The sequence below is a fragment of the Novosphingobium resinovorum genome (assembly GCF_036352595.1).
In the GTDB taxonomy this organism is placed as follows: domain Bacteria; phylum Pseudomonadota; class Alphaproteobacteria; order Sphingomonadales; family Sphingomonadaceae; genus Novosphingobium; species Novosphingobium resinovorum_B.
In genome coordinates this window covers 98,708-118,036 of sequence record NZ_JAZFAX010000011.1, presented here as the reverse complement: position 1 = coordinate 118,036, position 19,329 = coordinate 98,708, and the positions used below count along the sequence as shown (strand labels likewise).

16 protein-coding genes are annotated in these 19,329 nt (G+C 67.2%); 12 read left to right on the top strand and 4 right to left on the bottom strand.

Features of this window, described 5'->3' with window-relative positions:
• Positions 1–100 precede the first annotated feature (100 nt).
• The 8 genes from pspF to V2S85_RS12630 all read left to right on the top strand — a co-directional run bounded on the left by pspF (position 101) and on the right by V2S85_RS12630 (position 8,639).
• Positions 101–1,117, top strand: a complete 1,017-nt coding sequence (gene pspF, locus V2S85_RS12665; RefSeq protein WP_330703219.1) for a phage shock protein operon transcriptional activator — start codon at positions 101–103, stop codon at positions 1,115–1,117.
• 59 nt (positions 1,118–1,176) lie between these two features.
• Positions 1,177–1,419: a type II toxin-antitoxin system CcdA family antitoxin gene (locus tag V2S85_RS12660; RefSeq protein ID WP_036530234.1), complete on the top strand. Its 243-nt coding sequence runs from the start codon at positions 1,177–1,179 to the stop codon at positions 1,417–1,419.
• A complete protein-coding gene (locus V2S85_RS12655) occupies positions 1,419–1,718 on the top strand; it encodes a CcdB family protein (RefSeq protein ID WP_330703218.1) in 300 nt (99 codons plus the stop codon). The genes V2S85_RS12660 and V2S85_RS12655 overlap by 1 nt, the downstream gene beginning before the upstream one ends.
• Before the next feature lie 148 nt (positions 1,719–1,866).
• Positions 1,867–2,460 carry a ribosome maturation protein RimP gene (gene rimP / locus V2S85_RS12650; protein ID WP_330703217.1) on the top strand — a complete coding sequence of 198 codons (594 nt, stop codon included), beginning with the start codon at positions 1,867–1,869 and terminating at the stop codon, positions 2,458–2,460.
• Between the two features lie 3 nt (positions 2,461–2,463).
• Positions 2,464–4,086, top strand: a complete 1,623-nt coding sequence (gene nusA / locus V2S85_RS12645) for a transcription termination factor NusA (RefSeq protein ID WP_330703216.1) — start codon at positions 2,464–2,466, stop codon at positions 4,084–4,086.
• On the top strand, positions 4,067–4,813 hold the full coding sequence (locus V2S85_RS12640; RefSeq protein WP_330703215.1) for a DUF448 domain-containing protein: 747 nt from the start codon (positions 4,067–4,069) through the stop codon (positions 4,811–4,813). The genes nusA and V2S85_RS12640 overlap by 20 nt, the downstream gene beginning before the upstream one ends.
• A gap of 22 nt (positions 4,814–4,835) precedes the next feature.
• Positions 4,836–7,598, top strand: coding sequence for a translation initiation factor IF-2 (gene infB / locus V2S85_RS12635; protein WP_330703214.1), 2,763 nt, complete (start codon positions 4,836–4,838; stop codon positions 7,596–7,598).
• Between the two features lie 504 nt (positions 7,599–8,102).
• Positions 8,103–8,639: a DUF1697 domain-containing protein gene (locus tag V2S85_RS12630; protein ID WP_330703213.1), complete on the top strand. Its 537-nt coding sequence runs from the start codon at positions 8,103–8,105 to the stop codon at positions 8,637–8,639.
• Between the two features lie 57 nt (positions 8,640–8,696).
• On the opposite strand, the gene V2S85_RS12625 is transcribed toward V2S85_RS12630, so the two are convergent.
• Positions 8,697–9,026, bottom strand: a complete 330-nt coding sequence (locus V2S85_RS12625; protein ID WP_330703212.1) for an RcnB family protein — start codon at positions 9,024–9,026, stop codon at positions 8,697–8,699.
• 114 nt (positions 9,027–9,140) lie between these two features.
• Here V2S85_RS12625 and rbfA point away from each other — a divergent pair, with 114 nt between their 5' ends.
• Positions 9,141–9,533 (top strand): 30S ribosome-binding factor RbfA, encoded by a 393-nt coding sequence (rbfA, locus tag V2S85_RS12620; RefSeq protein WP_330703211.1) that lies wholly within the window; start codon positions 9,141–9,143, stop codon positions 9,531–9,533.
• Between the two features lie 23 nt (positions 9,534–9,556).
• Here the strand turns inward: rbfA and V2S85_RS12615 are convergent, their stop codons facing one another.
• Positions 9,557–11,122: a DUF1963 domain-containing protein gene (locus tag V2S85_RS12615; protein ID WP_330703210.1), complete on the bottom strand. Its 1,566-nt coding sequence runs from the start codon at positions 11,120–11,122 to the stop codon at positions 9,557–9,559.
• A 119-nt stretch (positions 11,123–11,241) separates the two neighbouring features.
• Here V2S85_RS12615 and V2S85_RS12610 point away from each other — a divergent pair, with 119 nt between their 5' ends.
• Complete coding sequence (locus V2S85_RS12610; protein ID WP_330703209.1) at positions 11,242–11,832, top strand: thymidine kinase; 591 nt, start codon at positions 11,242–11,244, stop codon at positions 11,830–11,832.
• Between the two features lie 33 nt (positions 11,833–11,865).
• Here the strand turns inward: V2S85_RS12610 and V2S85_RS12605 are convergent, their stop codons facing one another.
• Both V2S85_RS12605 and V2S85_RS12600 read right to left on the bottom strand, forming a co-directional pair.
• Entirely contained in the window at positions 11,866–13,212 is a 1,347-nt protein-coding gene (locus V2S85_RS12605; RefSeq protein ID WP_330703208.1) for a TldD/PmbA family protein, read from the bottom strand.
• 223 nt (positions 13,213–13,435) lie between these two features.
• Entirely contained in the window at positions 13,436–14,680 is a 1,245-nt protein-coding gene (locus V2S85_RS12600) for a polyhydroxyalkanoate depolymerase (protein WP_330703207.1), read from the bottom strand.
• Positions 14,681–14,913: 233 nt separating this feature from the next.
• Between V2S85_RS12600 and V2S85_RS12595 the strand changes: the two genes are divergently transcribed.
• The gene (locus V2S85_RS12595) at positions 14,914–16,758 is read left to right on the top strand and encodes an ABC transporter transmembrane domain-containing protein (RefSeq protein ID WP_419198196.1); all 1,845 of its coding nucleotides are present in this window, start codon (positions 14,914–14,916) and stop codon (positions 16,756–16,758) included.
• A 326-nt stretch (positions 16,759–17,084) separates the two neighbouring features.
• Positions 17,085–19,226 carry a M13 family metallopeptidase gene (locus V2S85_RS12590; RefSeq protein WP_330703205.1) on the top strand — a complete coding sequence of 714 codons (2,142 nt, stop codon included), beginning with the start codon at positions 17,085–17,087 and terminating at the stop codon, positions 19,224–19,226.
• Positions 19,227–19,329 lie beyond the last annotated feature (103 nt).

Genomic DNA, 19,329 nt, shown 5'->3' with positions numbered 1-19,329 from the left:
AACTGCGCGAATGGCGGATTTCCGATGGTTTGATCTTTCCGTGCGAAAGTGCGCGCAAAATGAATTGCCAATGAATGGGAAATTTCGCTAACTTTCAGGAATGGAGCGCGACACCCATTTCATCGGCCAGTCCTCTGCCTTCCTCGATGCGGTCGAGCGGGCCAGCCGCGCCGCCGCCGTGCGCCGCCCGGTCCTCGTCATCGGCGAGCGCGGGACCGGCAAGGAACTGATCGCCCAGCGCCTGCACCACCTCTCGCCGCGCTGGGGTGAGCCGCTGGTGACCCTCAACTGCGCCGCGCTGCCCGAGACGCTGATCGAAGCCGAACTGTTCGGCCACGAAGCGGGCGCCTTCACCGGGGCCACACGGGCAAGGGCAGGGCGCTTCGAGGAGGCGGACCGGGGCACCCTGTTCCTCGACGAACTGGGCAACCTGTCGATGGCGGCGCAGGAGCGCCTGCTGCGCGCGATCGAATATGGCGAGGTCGTGCGCATCGGTTCCTCGCGCGCGGTGACGGTGGACGTGCGCATCGTCGCCGCCACCAACGCCGACCTCCCGCGCATGGCGGCCGAGGGCACCTTCCGCGCCGACCTGCTCGACCGCCTGAGCTTCGAGGTCATCACCCTGCCGCCGCTGCGCGCGCGCGAAGGCGACGTCGCTGAACTGGCCGACTACTATGGCCGCCGCATGGCCAGCGAGCTGGAGTGGGGTCGCTTCCCCGGCTTCTCGGGCGCCGCGATGGAGGCGCTGGAGGCCCACGAATGGCCCGGCAACGTGCGCGAGCTGCGCAATGTGGTCGAGCGCGCGGTCTACCGCTGGGGGGATGAGACTGCGCCGATCGCGGAAGTGGTGTTCGATCCCTTCGTCAGTGCATGGGGGCTGCGCGCCATGGCGGAGGTGGTGCCTGCACCGCTGCCCTGCGCGGCGGTGCCGGAAATGCCGTCTGAGGCCCCGGCCTCTCTGCGCGACGCGGTCGAGGCGCACGAGCGCGGCCTGCTGCTGGCTGCGCTGGAGCGCCTGCGCTGGAACCAGCGCAAGGTGGCGAGCGCGCTGGGCCTGACTTACGACCAGTTGCGCCACTGCCTCAAGAAGCACGGGCTGCATCAGGGGCGGGTTTAGGTCCGATATCGGAAATTTAATGCTTTGAGGCGCGTTGCCTGCGCATGTAGGATGCAGGCATGTCCAAGGCTTCTGCTCCCGTGGTCCGCAAGGCTGCCAGCGTTTCGCTGGATGCAGCGCTTCTCGATGAGGCGCGCGCTCTGGATGTGGACGTATCCAGTGCCTGCGAACGGGGTCTTGCCGAACAGGTCGCGGAAACCCGCGCCGAACGCTGGCGCCGGGAAAATGCCGAGGCCATCGCTTCGTCCAATGCCTATGTCGAACGTCACGGTCTTCCGCTGGCCCGCTATCGCCCTTTCTGATGGCCAAGTTCGATGTCTACCGCATGGCGGCGGGCAACGGATATTATCTCGATTGCCAGTCGGACCTGCTGAGCGAACTGAATACGCGACTGGTAGCCCCTCTCCTTGCAGAGGAGGAGGCGCCCAGGATGGCTCTGCGACTTAATCCGAAGTTTGAAATCGAAGGTGCATCGTTCGTCATGACGACACAGTTCATGGGGTCCGTTCCTCTGACCGAGTTACGGATTCGGGTGACTTCGCTCCATGAACACGATCTCACGATCGGCAATGCCCTCGACATGCTCATCTCCGGGTACTGACCCTTCTCCCCTTGCATTTTTCCAGAATCGCGCCTATCTGGCCGTCATCCCGTAATTGGTGAAGCAACGAACGGGCTGGCGCCGGTAGGGGCCGGCGCGAAACCGCGTTGCTCATCACACGGCAAGCACAAACGAAACGGAAGCCAGATTGGTCGATATCGCACGCCTTACCGAAGTCATCGAGCCGGAGGTCAATGCCCTGGGCTTCGATCTCGTGCGCGTGCGCATTTTCGGCAAGAGCGAAGTCGGTGACGACGAGATCGCGCTCCAGATCATGGCCGAAGACCCGAAGACCGGCCAGCTCGTGCTCGACGACTGCGCGGCGCTGTCGCACCGCATCTCCGACCGCATGGATGCGCTGGAGGAAGCGGGCGAGACGCTGATCGAGGAGGCCTATCGCCTCGAAGTCAGCTCGCCGGGCATTGATCGTCCGCTCACCCGCATCAAGGACTACGCCAACTGGGCGGGCCATGAGGCGAAGATCAACCTGATCAATCCCGTCGAAGGCAACCGCAAGGGCCTGCACGGCGACCTCGTCGGCATCGAGGGTGAGGCAGGAAGCGAAGTGGTCACGCTGGAGGACAAGAAGTCCGGCCGCGTGTCCTTCCCGCTCGCAGACGTTCAGTCGGCAAGGCTGATCCTTACCGACAGGCTCATCGCAGCAAGCCGCCCGCAGGATACATCTGGTGCAGATGAAATCGTTGGCGGCGCGGACGACATTCTTGAGGAACAGGAAGACTAAGTCATGGCCAGTGCGATTTCCGCCAACCGCGCCGAGCTGATCGCGATTGCGAACTCCGTTGCTTCGGAAAAGATGATCGACAAGTCGATCGTCATCGAGGCGATGGAAGAAGCCATCCAGAAGTCGGCCCGCAACCGTTACGGCGCCGAGAACGACATCCGCGCGAAGCTCGATCCGCGTACCGGCGACTTGCGCCTGTGGCGCGTCGTCGAAGTCGTGGAAGAGGTCGAGGACTACTTCAAGCAGGTCGACCTCAAGCAGGCCGAGAAGCTCCAGAAGGGCGCTGCGCTGGGCGACTTCATCGTCGACCCGCTGCCCCCGGTGGACCTCGGCCGCATCGACGCGCAGTCGGCCAAGCAGGTGATCTTCCAGAAGGTCCGCGATGCCGAGCGTGACCGTCAGTACGAAGAGTTCAAGGACCGCGCCGGCGAAGTCATCACCGGCGTCATCAAGTCGGTCGAGTTCGGCCACGTGATCGTCAACCTCGGCCGCGCCGAGGGCGTGATCCGCCGCGACCAGCAGATCCCCCGCGAAGCCGCCCGCGTCGGCGAGCGCGTGCGCGCCCTGGTCCTGCGCGTCGAGCGTCAGAACCGCGGTCCGCAGATCTTCCTCAGCCGCGCGCACCCGGACTTCATGAAGCGCCTGTTCGCGCAGGAAGTGCCCGAAATCTACGACGGCGTCATCGAGATCAAGGCCGCTGCCCGCGATCCGGGCTCGCGCGCCAAGATCGGCGTCATCAGCCACGACAGCTCGATCGATCCGGTCGGCGCCTGCGTCGGTATGAAGGGCAGCCGCGTCCAGGCCGTCGTGCAGGAAATGCAGGGCGAGAAGATCGACATCATCCCCTGGAGCGAGGACACCGCGACGTTCGTGGTCAACGCGCTGCAGCCCGCGACCGTCAGCCGCGTCGTCATCGACGAGGAAGAAAGCCGCATCGAAGTCGTGGTGCCTGACGATCAGCTCAGCCTCGCGATCGGTCGCCGTGGCCAGAACGTGCGTCTGGCCTCGCAGCTGACTGGCTCGCAGATCGACATCATGACCGAGGCGGAATCCTCGGAGAAGCGCCAGAAGGAATTCGTCGAGCGCTCGAAGATGTTCGAGGAAGAGCTGGACGTCGACGAGACGCTCTCGCAGCTGCTGGTCGCCGAAGGCTTCAGCGAACTGGAAGAAGTCGCCTATATCGATGCCGCCGAACTGGCGAACATCGAAGGCTTCGACGAAGAGCTGGCCGAAGAACTGCAGAACCGTGCGCAGGAAGCGCTCGATCGCCGCGAGGAAGCCAACCGCGAAGCCCGCCGCGCGCTGGGCGTCGAGGATGCGCTGGCCGAACTGCCGCACCTCACCGAAGCGATGCTGGTCGTGCTGGGCAAGGGCGGCATCAAGACGCTTGACGATCTCGCGGACCTCGCGACCGACGAACTCATCGCCAAGAAGCGCACCGAACAGCGTCGCCGCGACGGTTCGGTGAACAAGCGCGCTGGCCGCGACGAGGACAAGGGCGGCGTGCTCGGCGAATACGGCCTGACCGAAGAGCAGGGCAACGAGATCATCATGGCGGCCCGCGCGCACTGGTTCGAAGACGAACCCCAGATTGAGGAGGCCGCCGATGCGGATTCCTCGCAATGAGCGCGTAAGCTCCGACATCGAAGGCACCCCCACGGAGAGGACTTGCATCCTCTCCGGCGGGAAAGCTGCGCGGGGAGAGTTCATCCGTTTGGCGATCTCGCCTGACGGCATGGTTCTTCCCGACATCCACGCGCGTGCCCCCGGGCGCGGCGCGTGGATCGGCGTTTCTCGCGCAGACCTTGAAATCGCGGTGTCGAAGAACAAACTTAAGGGAGCACTGGCGCGGGCCTACAAGGGCGCGCCCATTACCATCCCCGACGACCTGGCGGATCGGATCGAGGCTGCGCTCTCCCGCGCGCTGACCGACCGGCTGGGGCTTGAACTGAAATCGGGCAGGCTGCTCATGGGCTCGGACCGCATCGCGCAGAACGCGCGTGAGGGCCGGGTCGAGTGGCTGGCCCATGCCGCCGACGCGCGCGAGGACGGCTCGCGCAAGCTCGACCAGGCCTGGCGGGTCGGGAGCGAGGCGGAAGGATCCGGTCTGCGAGGCGTCACCTTGCCTCTGGACCGGGACACGTTGTCTGTGGCATTGGGCCGCGACAACGTCGTTCACCTGGCGCTGAACGATCGCGGAGCGGCTGACCGAGTCGAAACGCTGCTAAAGCGCCTCCTGCATTTCCAAGGGCAGGTCATCAGCCGGGGAGCCTCGAACGGGGACGACGACGGCACGACCGGCATGGATGAGAAGAACGGAGCGGCCCCGGTCGCCTCCGTCACGACGAATTGAGCGAAGGGCGAAGACGAGAAATATGAGCGAGACCGACAACAAACCGACCCTGGGCCGCAAGCCGCTTGGGCTTAAGCGCTCGGTGGAAGCGGGTGAGGTCAAGCAGACCTTCAGCCACGGCCGCACCAACAAGGTGGTGGTCGAGGTGAAGCGCCGCAAGCTGATGCCCGGCGGCAAGCCCGAAGGCGAAGCGAATCCGGCCCCGGCCGCCGCTGCGGCACCTGCTCCGCAGGCTGCGGCACCGCGTCCTGCGGCTCCGCCCCCGCCGCCCGTCCGCCGCCCCGCGCCTTCGAACGAAACCCCGCAGGAACGCGTCGCCCGCATGCAGCGCGAGGCTGAGGAAGCCCGCATGCAGATGCTCGAGGAGGCGACCCGCCGCGAGCAGGAACAGCGCCAGCGCGCCATCGACGAAGAGAAGCAGCGCGTCGAAGCCAATCGCCGTGCCGAAGAGGAAGCGGCTGCCGCTGCGGCCCAGTCCGAAGCGGCCAAGGCGCCCGAGCCCGCGCCGGCTCCCGAAGTCGTCGAGGCCGCCGCGCCCGTCGAAGCCCCGGTCGCCGCGCCCGAGCCCACTCCCGCTCCCGTAGCGGAGGCTCCCGCAGTTGTTCCGGCGCCGGTCGCCAAGGCCGCCGCACCTGCTCCTGCTCCTGCTCCGGTCGCGGCTCCCGTCCCGGCTGCACGTCGCTTCACCCCGGTGCAGCGTCCCGAGCCGCGCCGTGCCGAACCCGCTGCGCCTGCCGCAGCAGCCGGCACTGGCAATGCGGGCGGCGGCAGCACTGCCGCCGGTGCCGCCCGTGCCCCGCTTGGCGCCAAGAAGGGCCCGGCAACGCCGGCCCGCCCCGCCGCAAGTTCGCAGAACGACCGCAACGCCAAGGGCGGCGACCGCCGCCAGGCCGGCAAGCTGACCGTCAGCCGCGCGCTGAACGACGACGAGGGCGCCCGCGCCCGTTCGCTCGCCGCGCTCAAGCGTGCGCGCGAGAAGGAGCGTCGCTCCAGCTACGGCGGCCGTTCGCAGCCGCGCGAAAAGCAGGTTCGCGACGTCATCGTGCCTGAGGCGATCACCGTCGCCGAACTGGCGAACCGCATGGCCGAAAAGGCTGCGGACCTCGTCAAGTCGATGTTCAAGATGGGCATGATGGTCACCGTCAACCAGACGATCGACCAGGATACGGCGGAGCTGCTGGTCGAGGAATTCGGCCACAACATCCAGCGCGTGTCCGAGAGCGACATCGACATCGATCATACCGTGGATGTCGATCCCGAGGATACGCTCAAGGCGCGCGCGCCGGTCGTCACGATCATGGGCCACGTCGACCACGGCAAGACCTCGCTGCTCGACGCGCTGCGCGGCACCGACGTCGTGCGCGGCGAGGCTGGCGGCATCACGCAGCACATGGGCGCCTACCAGATCAAGACCAAGGGCGGCGACTTCGTCACCTTCCTCGACACCCCGGGCCACGCCGCCTTCACGCAGATGCGCATGCGCGGTGCCAACGTCACGGACATCGTGGTGCTGGTGGTCGCGGCCGACGACGGCATCATGCCGCAGACGGTCGAAGCCATCAATCACACCAAGGCGGCGGGCGTGCCGATGATCGTCGCGATCAACAAGTGCGACAAGCCCGAAGCCAACCCGCAGAAGGTGCGCGAGCGCCTGCTCGAACACTCGATCGTGGTCGAGGACATGTCGGGTGACGTGCAGGACGTCGAAGTCTCGGCCAAGACCGGCAAGGGTCTGGACGAGCTGATCGAGAAGATCCTGCTCCAGGCCGAACTGATGGAACTCAAGGCCAATCCGGACCGCATGGCCGAAGCCACCGTGATCGAAGCCAAGCTCGACAAGGGCAAGGGTCCGCTCGCGACGGTGCTGGTCAACCGTGGTACGCTCAAGGTCGGCGACATCCTCGTCGTCGGCACCGAGAGCGGCCGCGTGCGCGCCATGCTCGACGACAAGGGCCGCCAGATCAAGGTCGCCCCGCCCGCGATGCCGGTCGAAGTCCTGGGCATCGGCGGCGTGCCGATGGCCGGTGACATGCTCACCGTCGTCGAGAGCGAGCAGCGCGCCCGCGAAGTCTCGGCCTGGCGCCAGGAGCAGGCGACCGCCAAGCGCACCGCGTCCGCGCCCACCAGCCTCGACACGATGTTCTCGGCGCTCGCCGCCAAGCAGGCCATCATCGAGTATCCGGTGGTCATCAAGGGCGACGTGCAGGGCTCGGTCGAAGCGATCGGCGCCGCGCTCAACGCGCTGTCGAACGACGAGATCAAGGTCCGCATCCTCAGCTCCGGCGTGGGCGCGATCACCGAGTCCGACGTGAACCTGGCAGCGGCCAGCGGCGCGCCGATCGTGGGCTTCCACGTTCGCCCGAACGCCAAGGCGCGCGAGCTGCTGGAAAAGACCAAGACGCCGATGATGTACTACGACATCATCTATGAACTGACCGCCGAAGTCGCCAAGCAGATGGCGGGCATCTGGGGGCCGGAGCGCATCGAAACCGTCGTCGGCCGCGCCGAAGTCAAGCAGGTCTTCCCGGCCGGCAAAAAGGACAAGGCAGCGGGTCTGCTGGTGGTCGAGGGCTACATCCGCAAGGGTCTCAGCGCGCGTCTCACCCGCAACGACGTCATCGTCTCGGCGACGACGATCTCGTCGCTGCGCCGGTTCAAGGACGACGTCGACGAAGTGCGCGCCGGCCTGGAATGCGGCGTGGTGCTGGCCGACACGAACGACATCAAGGCGGGCGACCACCTCGAAGTCTTCGAAGTCAGCCACCGCGAACGTACGGTGGGCTGAGGCTTCGCTTCACATCGATGCTGATGAACGCGGCCATCGTCGGGGAGACCCGGCGGTGGCCGCTTTCGTTTGCCGGGATTTAACTGAGGGCGGCAACCATCTTCTGCCTATGCGTTCCCCGTCGCAACTGCGACGGAAAGGCAGGTGATGTGGATGGATTTGCAGACGACGGTAACACTGGTTCTGGGCGTGGCGACATTGATGGTCGCGCTCGTGACCCTGACGATCAAGCTGATCGAACTGGGGCGTAAATAACCGGTGAGGAGGTCGGCGCTGCAACGCCGGCCTCCGATATGTCCGGCCCGCGATAGGTAAAGAGCCCGAACGCTGCAACGTCCGGGCTCGGCAAGTGGAATCGACATTCAAACCACGGTAACGGCCACAAATTATATCGATCCATGGCCCTTTTCAAGGCCGCGCCTTCCGGGCCTTGCGGAACTTTAACCGGGCGCATCAATCGTGGTAGGCGGTGCGGCCTTCAAGATTCGGAAAAAAATATTCAAGATGACCCGCTACTGCGCCTTCTTCGCCGCGATCAACGTGGGCGGCAACCGCCTGACCATGGCGGACTTGCGCTATGCCTTCGAGCGCGAGGAGTTCGAGAACGTCGAGACCGTCGTGGCCAGTGGCAATGTCCTGTTCGATTTCGACGAGCGGCCGACCGACGGCCTGGAAGACCTCTTCGCGCACATGATGCTCGATCGCTTCGACATGAACACCTTCGCGGCGGTGCGCAACGCAGCCGAGGTGCGCGCGGCGGTGGAGGACAACCCCTTCACCGGCATCGGGCAGGACCATTATGTCCATACCCTGTTCCTTGAACGCGATGCCGACCAGGCTGCGTTCGACAAGCTGGTGGCAGATCATGCCGGGCGAGGCCCCGAGAAGATCGCGAAGGGGCCGCGCTGCCTCTATATTGATTACGTCGATGGCGCGGGATCGTCGAAGCTCACCAATGCCTTCATCGAGCGGCGGCTCGCTTGCCGGGGGACGGCGCGCAACGTGCGGTCGCTGGCGCGGATCGCGGCAAAGATGGCATGAGAAAGGGGCGGACCGCACGCGCGGCCGCCCCCTTTTCTTCCGGCCGAAGCCAGCCGCTTAGCGGAACTGCCCGGCGATCACCGAGGCGATGATGCCGCTGGTGATGCCGACCAGCAGCATGTCGTTGCCGGAACGCACGTAGCGATAGCCGCGCGGCGGAGCCTTGACGTTGCGGTACTTGCGATAATCGACTTCCTGATAGTTGCGGGCATAGCGGCGATCGAACTTCTGGCCCTTGCGGAAGGTCTTGTAGGAGTCCTTCTGCGGCCCGGCGTTCTTCTGCCCGGGCCGGTGGTCGTCGTGGCGAGCCGGCTGGGCCATGGCGGGCGCGGCAAGGCTGGGAACCAGCAGGGCGGCGCCGAGCAGGGCTGCGGTGAACTTCTTCATGTCGTGTGTCTCCTTTTGACGACAGGTGCCATCCGCGATAACGCCGAATACCGGGTCAGGAGGCGTAACAGTTTGTTGCAAATTGTCGCGAGCCGCCCAAATGGACGCATCAAGATGGCAAAACACCAGGTAACTCCCGAACAGCACTCCGTCCGCCTGCTCAAGGTGGGCGAGCAGGTGCGCCACGTCATTTCCGAGATTCTCACCCGTCAGCAGGTCCACGACGACACGCTGGCGAGCCGGACGGTCTCGGTCACCGAAGTGCGTATGACGCCCGATCTCAGGCAGGCGGCGGTCTACGTGAAGCCCTTGCTGGGCGAGGACGAGGACGCCGTGCTCAAGGCGCTGCGCACCAACACGGCGTTCTTCCAGCGCGAGGTCGCGCAGCGGCTCAAGCTGAAGTTCGCCGCCAAGATCCAGTTCCACGCCGATGAGACCTTCGACGAGGCGCGCCGGATCGACGCGCTGCTCAACGATCCGCGCGTGAAGCGCGATCTGGAGGAGTGATCGTCCGAAACTGAAGGGGCCGCTCAGTCGCTTTCGAACGACAGGGTCGCGGCCCCCCAGTCGCCGGCGGCCAGGGCCGGCGCGGAGATCCGAAAGCGCCAGGTGCCGGTTTCCGGCCAGGACCATTCCATCATGTCGTCGTAGCCGATCTGCAGCAGCTGCACGGCGTCGTCGGCGGCCGCCAGCATGCAGTGCTGGTGGACCGGGGGCAGGCGGTATTCGCGGTTGATCCGGGTCAGCACGGCATCGGGGACCGCCGCCAGCGTCTCGGGCGGGCCGGCGACCAGCGCGCGCACGGAGATCGTGGCGAGCTGCGCCAGCGTGCCGGGGGCATGCGCGGCGACCAGGTCGCCGTAGCGCTCGTGGATCTCGGCGAGGATGTCGCCCACCATGGCCAGTTCGTCAGGCGACAGTCGCGCCAGCGGATCGCGGCCGGCGACGAACTGGTCCAGCGCCGCCACCATCTCCGGCAGGGCCGCGCCCTGCTGTTGGAGCACGGCATAGTGCGCCTCCATCTGCTCGGCGATCTCGTGCGCATCTTCCAGCGCATAGGGCATCGCGGCGGAATCGGTACGCAGGCGGGCCTTCTCCGCGTGCTGGCGCGCCAGTTCGTCGCGGTGCAGGGCCAGCAGGCGCGGCGCGTCGTCGAGAGCTTCGTGAAGCTGGTCGGTGAGGTGAAGCACCGAATGCCACCACAGCACGTCCACCGGTGCGCCCACTCCGGCAGCGTAGAAGGGATGGTCGCGCGTGGCGACGCCGACCTGCCGGGCGAGGGCGTCGTCCTCAAGCGGTTCGTTCGCATCGACGGCTATCGGCGTCACCGGCCAGAACGGGAAGAACCAGCGGCTGAGGCGCGTGTGGCGGGCGGCCAGGGCAGCGCCGCCTTCCTCGTAGGCGGGAGGCAGGTCGGTAGGCGGCTCACTGAAGTCGTGCTGGCCGTCGGCGACGTGCAGCACCGCGCCGTCGCCGAGGAAAAAGGCCAGCGATCCGGCCTGGGGCAGCGGAGCATCGGGCCGGGCGGCGGCGAGTTCGGCGAGGTCGATCTGCGCCGCGAAGGGCAGCGGGGAGCCATGCGCGTCCCGCGGCCAGGGCTGATCGCCGAGGCGCGGCAGGCCGCCGAACCAGCTGCGATCGGCGAACCAGTCGCGCCGCCGCTCGCGCGGCTTGCGTACGAGCACCACCGGGGTCGGCGCGGGCACGGGGGAGACGGGCTCCGGGGCGGGCGGCTCGGGCTCGGCCGCAATGTCCTCGGCGAGGCCGGGCAGCGGCGCGTCTTCGTCAAGCGGGGGTTCCTCTTCGGCGAGCGGCCGGAGGCTGCGGCGACGGCCGAATTCCTGGGGCGGGAGGTCGGGCTGGTAGGTCAGCCGCTCGGCGTGCTTGCCGCGCACCGCGAGCGCGGCGAGCACGGCAAGGCCCATCCCCGCCAGCAGCAGTGCGAAGACTGCCGCATTGCGGCCCTGGAAGGCGATGACGCGCTCGGCCAGCGGATCGAGCCCGGCGTAATCTCCGCCCAGCGGCGCCAGCGCCAGCCAGGCGGCGAGGATCGCGGGCACCGCGAAGGCCGCCAGCGCCGCCAACAGTCTCTTCATGCGACCTGCCCCATCTTCCGGTTCCTTCCTTGGTCTTGATTGTTAAGGCCAATCGAGCCGGGGAGAAGACCGGGAAAGACCGTGCGCGGCATTCGGGGCGGTGTTATCCCCAGCAACCGATGGCCAAGCTCTATTTCTACTATGCCAGCATGAACGCGGGCAAATCGACGACGCTGCTACAGGCGAACTTCAACTACCACGAGCGCGGCATGCGCACGATGCTGTGGACCGCCGCGATCGACGACCGCAGCGCCGGGATGGGCGCCGACCACGCGATCGAAAGCCGCATCGGCCTGCATGCTTCGGCGCATCGCTTCGGCGGGCAGACCGACCTGTTCGAGCAGGTCCGCGCCACGCATGCGGTGGAGCCCTTGTCGTGCGTGCTGGTGGACGAGGCGCAGTTCCTGACGCGGGCGCAGGCGTGGCAATGCGCCGACATCGCCGACAAGGCCGACATTCCAGTGCTGTGCTACGGCCTGCGCACCGACTTTCGGGGGGAGCTGTTTCCCGGCGCGGGCGTGCTGCTGGGCATCGCCGACACCCTCGTCGAGCTGAAGGCGGTGTGCCATTGCGGCCGCAAGGCCTCGATGAACCTGCGCGTCGACGACACCGGCCGCGCGGTCAGCGAGGGCGCCCAGACCGAGATCGGCGGCAACGACCGCTACGTCGCGTTGTGCCGCCGCCATTTCAGCGAGGCGCTGGGGCGGTAATCCGTACCGAGCGCCTCGCGAAATCCGGGGGGATCAGTCCCCGGCCACGGTCATCCCGTCCACGCGCAGCGTCGGCACGTTGATCGCGCGGTGCCATTCGAGGTCGCTGGCCGGGGTCAGCTGCGCGAACATGCGCAGGAGGTTGCTGGCGATGGTGAACTCGGCGACCGGCTCCGCCAGTTGCCCGTCGACGATGCGGAAGCCGGCCGCGCCCCGGCTGTAGTCGCCGGTCACGCCGTTGACGCCCTGGCCGATCAGTTCGGTGATGTAGACGCCTTCCTTGACGTCGGCCATCAGCTCCGCCGGCGAGAGCGTCCCGGCGGCGAGGTGGACGTTGCCGCTGGACACACCCGGCGCGCCGCCGCCGTTGCGGGCGGCATGGCCGGTCGGCGCCAGGTTCAGCTGCCGCGCGGAGGCCGAATCGAGCAGCCACCCGGTCAGGCGGCCATCGGCGATGATGTCGCGCGCGCTGGTGGCGAGGCCTTCGCCGTCGAACGGGCGCGAGCGCAGGCCGCGCGGGGTGTGGGGATCGTCGGCGATCGTCAGGCCGGGGGCGAAAATCTGTTCGCCCAGCTTCTCCAGCAGGAAGCTGGACCGCCGCGCGATGGCGTTGCCGGTGATCGCGCCGAGCAGGTGGCCGACCAGCGAGCCCGAGACGCGCGGGTCGAAGATCACCGGCATGGCGCCGCTCCTGACCTTGCCCGATCCGAGCTTGGCGACGGTGCGTTCCCCCGCGAGGCGGCCGATCTCGGCGGGAGAGGGCAGGTCGGCGTGATGGTGCGCGCTGCGCCAGGCATTGTCGCGCTGCTTGTCGGATCCCTCGCCGCCGACCACCGAGGCGCTCAGCGAATGGCTGGTCGATCCGTAGGCGCCGGAAAAGCCGTGGCTGGTCGCGAGCGCGAAGACGCCGCCGCCGAAGCTGGCGGTGCCGCCGTCCGAATTGGTGACGCCGGACACCGCGCGCGCCGCGTCCTCGGCCGCCAGCGCGGCTTCGCGCAAGGCCTCGGGGCTGGGTTCGTGGGCATCGACGAGGTCTAGTTCGGGCCAGGGGCCGCGCGTCAGCAGTTCCTCGGGAGCGAGGCCGGCATAGGCGTCCTCGGGCGCGGCGCGGGCCATGTCGATGGCGCGGGCGGCCAGTTCGTCGAGCGCGGCGGGCGATAGGTCGGACGAGCCGATGCTTGCCGAGCGCTTGCCGATGAACACGCGCAGGGCGATGTGCTCGCTCTCGGAACGCTCGACGTCCTCCAGCTTGCCCAGACGCACCTGGATGCCTTCCGACGAGCTGGCGCCGTAGACCGCGTCGGCGGTATCGGCACCGGCGCGGCGGGCGCGCTCCACCAAGTCAAGGGCGCGATCCCTCGCCTGATCCGGACTGAGCATGTCTCTGAAACTCCTGATAGCCGGTAGACGGCGCGGCGAGGCTTAGGAGACTGCCCGGAAATTCGCCATAGCCGAATTTCGCAGTACCATCCCACAGCGCCCAAACTTCAGATCGTCACCCGCGAGCACAGCGAGGCAACCCAGGGCGGGTTACGCTGCCCTGGGTTGCCTCGCTGTGCTCGCAATGACGAACGGCGTTCAACCTATCGTCATCGCAAGCCTGTCAGGCGACGACCTTCAGCGGCTTGCGCCGATGCTGCGCGATCCAGTCCTCGAGAACCGGCGCGATCCGTGTGCGCCACTTGCTGCCGTTGAAGATGCCGTAGTGGCCGACGCTCTCGGCAAGGTAGTACTTCTTGCGCGCATCGGGCAGGTGGCTTGCAAGGTGCAGCGCCGCGCGGGTCTGGCCGATGCCCGAGATATCGTCGTTCTCGCCCTCGACCGCGAGGAGCGCGGTGTCGCGGATGGCAGACAGGTCGATCCGCTCGCCCCGGTGGACGAACTCGCCCTTGGGCAGCGAGTGCTTCTGGAACACATGCTCGACCGTCTGCAGATAGAAGTCGGCGGTCATGTCGCAGACGGCACGGTATTCGTCGTAGAACCGCTTGGTGGCATCGGCGCTGTCGCCGTCGCCCGCGACCATGTGCTTGAACATGCCGTAGTGGCTCATCATGTGGCTGCCGAGATTCATCGCCATGAAACCCGCGAGCTGCAGGAACCCCGGATAGACGCGGCGGCCCGAGCCCGCATAGGTCATCGGCACGGTGGCGATGACGTTCTGCTCGAACCACGAGAGCGGCTGCTGCATGGCGACGTCGTTGACGCTGGTGGGCGCCTCTCGCGTGTCGATCGGGCCGCCCATCATGGTGAGGGTGGCGGGGCGGCAGGGGTGCTCCCTGGCGCCCATGATCGCGGTGGCGGCATAGGCCGGGACCGAGGGCTGGCACACCGCGAGGACGTGGGTGCCCGGGCCGATGTGCTCGAGGAACGCGATCACGTAGTCGATGTAGTCGTCGAGGTCGAAACGGCCGGCGCTCAGCGGCACCATCTTCGCGTCGGCCCAGTCGGTGATGTAGACCTCGGCGCTTTCCACCATGCGGGCGACGGTGCCGCGCAGGAGGGTGGCGTAGTGCCCGCTCATCGGTGCGACGATCAGCAGCTTGGGCGCGTCCTTGGGCAGGCCGGGATGGTCGAAGCGCAGGAGATTGCCGAAAGGCTTGTGGACCACGATCGATTCGGTGACCGGGTGGACCCTGCCGCCGACGGTCACGGTCTCGATGTCGAAGGCGGGCTTTCCACGCGGGCTGGCGGCGTGGGCGAAGACGTCGAGGGCCGAGGCCATGACCGGGCCGAGACCCGAATAACCGAATGGTAACGCGGGGTTGGTCAGCAGTTCGGCGCCGACCGAAGCCCATGCGGCGGCGCTGCTCATCATGGCGCGCTGCAACTCGTAGGCATTGTAGAGCAAGTCGATTCTCCTGGGCCGGAAGGCCCTTACCGGGGGGATTACCCCATGATTAGGGAACTAAGCGTTACCGTTGCAACGCGGCAATTCCGATTTCAGGCAGGTGATCTTCGCATGCCAGCACCGCTTCACCGCGAATCGGACATGATGTCCATGGGCCCAAGGAGAGCTTTTCCTCGGCGCTGCCAGGCTGTAAGGCGCGGCGCATGGATGGGACGCAAGGCAGCAATTCCCGGATGGCGCAGGCTGGGACGATAGACGTGGCGGACAATGACCTTGCGGCCGATCCGGCCCCGATCAAACCGCGCCGCAGCCTCGGGCCGCTGCGCATGGTCTGGCGCGAGATGCTCAATTATCCGGGCCGCATGGCGACCGCCGGGCTGGCGCTGATAACCACGGCGACCTCCACCCTCGCGATTCCCTACGGATTCCGCCAGATCGTCGACCAGGGCTTCGCGCAAGGCGCGGACCCTGAGGCGATCCGCTCGTGGTTCCTGATGCTGATGGGCGTGGTGGTGGTGCTCGCCATCGCCACCGCGATCCGGTTCTACTCTGTCTCGTGGCTGGGCGAGCGCGTCGTCGGCGACATTCGCCTGCGCGTGCAGCGCCACCTGCTGACCCTGGCGCCGAGCTTCTTCGAGGAGAACAGCCCCAAGGAGATCTCCTCGCGCATGACCGCGGATACCGCGATCATCGAGCAGATCGTGGGCACCACCGTCTCGGTCGCGCTGCGCAACGCGATCATGGCGGTGGGCGGGGTGATCTACCTCTTCGCGCTGGAACCGGGGCTGACGGCGGGCCTCGTCATCGCCATTCCGGTGGTGATCCTGCCGATCGCCACGTTCGGCCGCAAACTGCGCGCCGTTTCGCGCTCCAGCCAGGATCGCGTGGCCGACATCGGCGCGCTGACCGCCGAAGTGCTGGGCGCATTGAAGGTCGTGCAGGCGTTCAACCAGGAAGGCCGCGAGCAGTCGCGCTTCGCCGCCGCGGTGGAGCGCACCTTCGAGACCGGTCGCCACCGCATCCTGATCCGCGCGATCATGACCGCGGTGATCATGTTCCTGATCTTCGGCTCGATCACGCTCATCATGTGGCGCGGCGCGATCGGCGTGGCGGAGGGCACCATCACCGGCGGCACCATCGCCGCCTTCGTGGTGACGGCAGGCATCGTCGCGGGGGCGTTCGGCTCGCTCACCGAAGTCTACGGCGACCTCGTGCGCGGGGCGGGCGCGGCCAGCCGCCTCGCCGAACTGCTGAGCGAGCATCCGAGTATCGCTCCCCCGGCGCGCGCCCTCGTGCTGCCGAGCCCGGCGCGCGGCAAGCTGGCGTTCGAGCGGGTGACCTTCCGCTATCCTTCGCGGCCCGAACTTCCGGCGCTCCACGACTTCAATCTGACCATCGAGCCGGGCGAGACCGTCGCCATCGTCGGCCCCTCCGGTGCGGGCAAGTCGACGCTGTTCCAACTGGCCGAGCGGTTCTACGACCCGCAGGGCGGCGCCATCAAGATCGACGGCGTCCCGCTCGCCTCCGCCGATCCGGCCGAGATCCGCCAGCGCATCGCCCTGGTTCCGCAGGAAGGCGTGCTGTTCGCCGCCTCCGCGCGTGACAATCTGCGCTACGGCAATTGGCACGCCGATGACGAGGCGATCTGGCAGGCGGCCCGCGCGGCCAACGCCGAAGGTTTCCTGCGCGCGCTGCCGCAGGGCCTCGACACGTTCCTCGGCGAAGACGGTGCGCGCCTTTCGGGCGGCCAGCGCCAGCGCATCGCCATCGCCCGCGCGCTGCTGCGCGACGCGCCGATCCTGCTGCTCGACGAAGCCACCAGCGCGCTCGATGCCGAGAGCGAGCGGCTGGTGCAGGACGCGGTCGAGACGCTGATGGCGCAGCGCACCACGCTGGTCATCGCCCACCGCCTCGCCACCGTGCGCAAGGCGGACCGTATCGTCGTGATGGACGGCGGCCGTATCGTCGAGCAGGGCACGCATGAAAGCCTGAGTGGGCAGGGCGGCCTCTATGCACGGCTGGCGTCGCTGCAGTTCGACACTGTCGTTGCCGGGCATCCGATCACGCCGCTGGGCTGAGGCTGCTCCGGCGGGGGCTGGCCAGACCCTTCGACAAGCTCAGGGTGAGCGGGGTTTGGTTCTTCTCCAGGAATCTAAAGCCCGCGATCGCAAAGCCTTCGCCCCTCGAACCCGCTCAGGCTGAGCTTGTCGAAGCCCCATCAGCCGCGCGTGTCGCTTGAAGACCTTCACCGGTCCCGGATCACGTCCGGGGCGACGCGCGATTTACCTCCATCACTGCTGCTTTTTCACTGGCGTTGCGCGCGCGTGTAACTAAGTTACGTGGCATCGCCGGTCGTCCTGACCTGGCCGAAATATCCTGTCGCCCCCGTCCGAAAGGTCACGACATGCTTCGTTATGCCGGCAAGGCGCTCTTCGCGAGCGCCGCGCTTTCCGTTCTCGCCTTCACTGCTCCCATCTCCGCGCAGGATGCCGCTCCGGCGCAAAGGCCCGCGCTGGCGCCGTCCACCGACTGGGGCAAGTTCGGCGTCCAGACCCAGTGGATCGATACCTCCGTCAAGCCGGGTGACGATTTCGACGCCTACGTCAACGGCGTCTGGAACAAGACGGCGGAACTTCCCGCCGACCGCACCCGCTGGGGCTCGTTCATCGAACTGAGCGACCTTTCGGAGAACCGCGTCCACGCGATCCTCGACGACCTGCTGGCCGCGAACCCGGCGCCGGGCTCGGACGCCGCGCGCATCGCCGCCGCGTGGAAGGCGTTCATGGACGTCGATGCGATCAACAAGGCGGGCCTCGCCCCGGCGCAGCCCTACCTCGCCGCGATCAAGGCGGCGAAGACCCCCGCCGACATCGCCACGCTGTTCGGCAAGCCCGGCTATGCCTCGCCGATCGGCCTCTATGTCGGCGCCGACGACAAGCAGAGCGACATCTATGCGCTTAACGCCAATATCGGCGGCATGGGCCTGCCCGACCGCGACTACTACCTGAAGACCGACGCCCGCTCGGTGGAACTGCGCGACAAGTACAAGGCCTACCTGACGTTCGTGCTTGGCAAGGCGGGCTACGCCGATGCCCCGGCCGCCGCCGCTTCGGTGCTGGCGCTGGAAACGCAGCTCGCCAAGGCTGACTGGGACCGTGCCGCCGCGCGCAACCCGGACCTCACCTACAACAAGGTGCCGCTTGCCGAGTTCGAGGCGATGGGTTCGCCCGGCGTCGTCAAGGCGTTCCTGTCGGCCGTGGGCGCGGAGAAGGCCAGCTACGTACTGATCGGCGAGATGCCGCCGACCGCCGAGGAGTTCAAGGCCGCCGGGATCGACCCGGCCAAGGCGGGCGATAAGTTCGGCCCCGGCATGCCCGCCGTCGTCAAGCTGATCGAGACCACCCCGATCGCCACCTGGCAGGCCTACCTCGCCGCGCACTTCCTCCGCGACAACGCCTCGGTCCTGCCCAGCGACATCGATGCCGCCACCTTCGATTTCTACGGCAAGACCCTGAGCGGCCAGCCCGAGCAGCGCCCCCGCTGGAAGCGCGGCATCGACGCGGTCGAGGGCATGGCGGGCGAACTCGTCGGCAAGCTCTATGCGGCGAAGTATTTCCCGCCCGCGCAGAAGGCGGCGATGGCCGACCTCGTCGCCAACTTGCGCAAGGCGATGGCCGCCAACCTCAAGGATCTCAAGTGGATGAGCCCGGTCACGCGGGTAAAGGCCGAGGAGAAGCTCGACGCCTTCACGCCCAAGATCGGCCAGCCGGATGTCTTCAAGACCTATGAGGGCCTGACCTTCTCGGCGACCGACCCGCTCGGCAACACCATGGCGGCGGGCAAGTGGCAGACCGCCTTCGACATGAACCGCATCGGCGGCCCGGTCGACCGCACCGAATGGGGCATGCTGCCCGAGACGGTGAACGCCTACTACAACCCGGCGATGAACGAGATCGTGTTCCCGGCGGCGATCCTGCAGCCGCCGTTCTTCAACCTCTCCGCCGACCCGGCGGTCAACTACGGTGGCATCGGCGCGGTGATCGGCCACGAGATGAGCCACGGCTTCGACGACCAGGGCGCCAAGTACGACGGCACCGGCAACTTGCGCGACTGGTGGACGCCGCAGGATCTCGCCGCGTTCCAGAAGCTGCAGGCGGCGCTGGCGGCGCAGTACGACGGTTTCTGCCCGTTCGACGACGGCAAGACCTGCGTGAACGGCAAGCTGACGATGGGCGAGAACATCGGCGATCTTGGCGGGCTCAGCCTCGCCTACCGCGCCTACAAGCTCTCGCTGAACGGCAAGGAGGCCCCGGTGATCGACGGCGTCACCGGCGACCAGCGCTTCTTCATGGGCTGGGCGCAGGTCTGGCGTTCGAAGGTGCGCGAGCAGCAGGCACGTCAGTACCTGGTCGTCGACCCGCACTCGCCGCCGCAGTACAGGGTCAACGGCATCGTCCGCAATTTCGACGAATGGTACAAGGCGTTCGGCGTCAAGCCGGGGGACAAGCTTTACGTCGCGCCCAAGGACCGCGTGCGGATCTGGTGATCTCCGCAATTCCTCCCCGAGCTAGCTCGGGGAGGAATTTCCTCTCTCCACCTCACATTTCTGCAATGCAGCACGTCCCCGGTTGACTTGCCCGCCCGGTGCG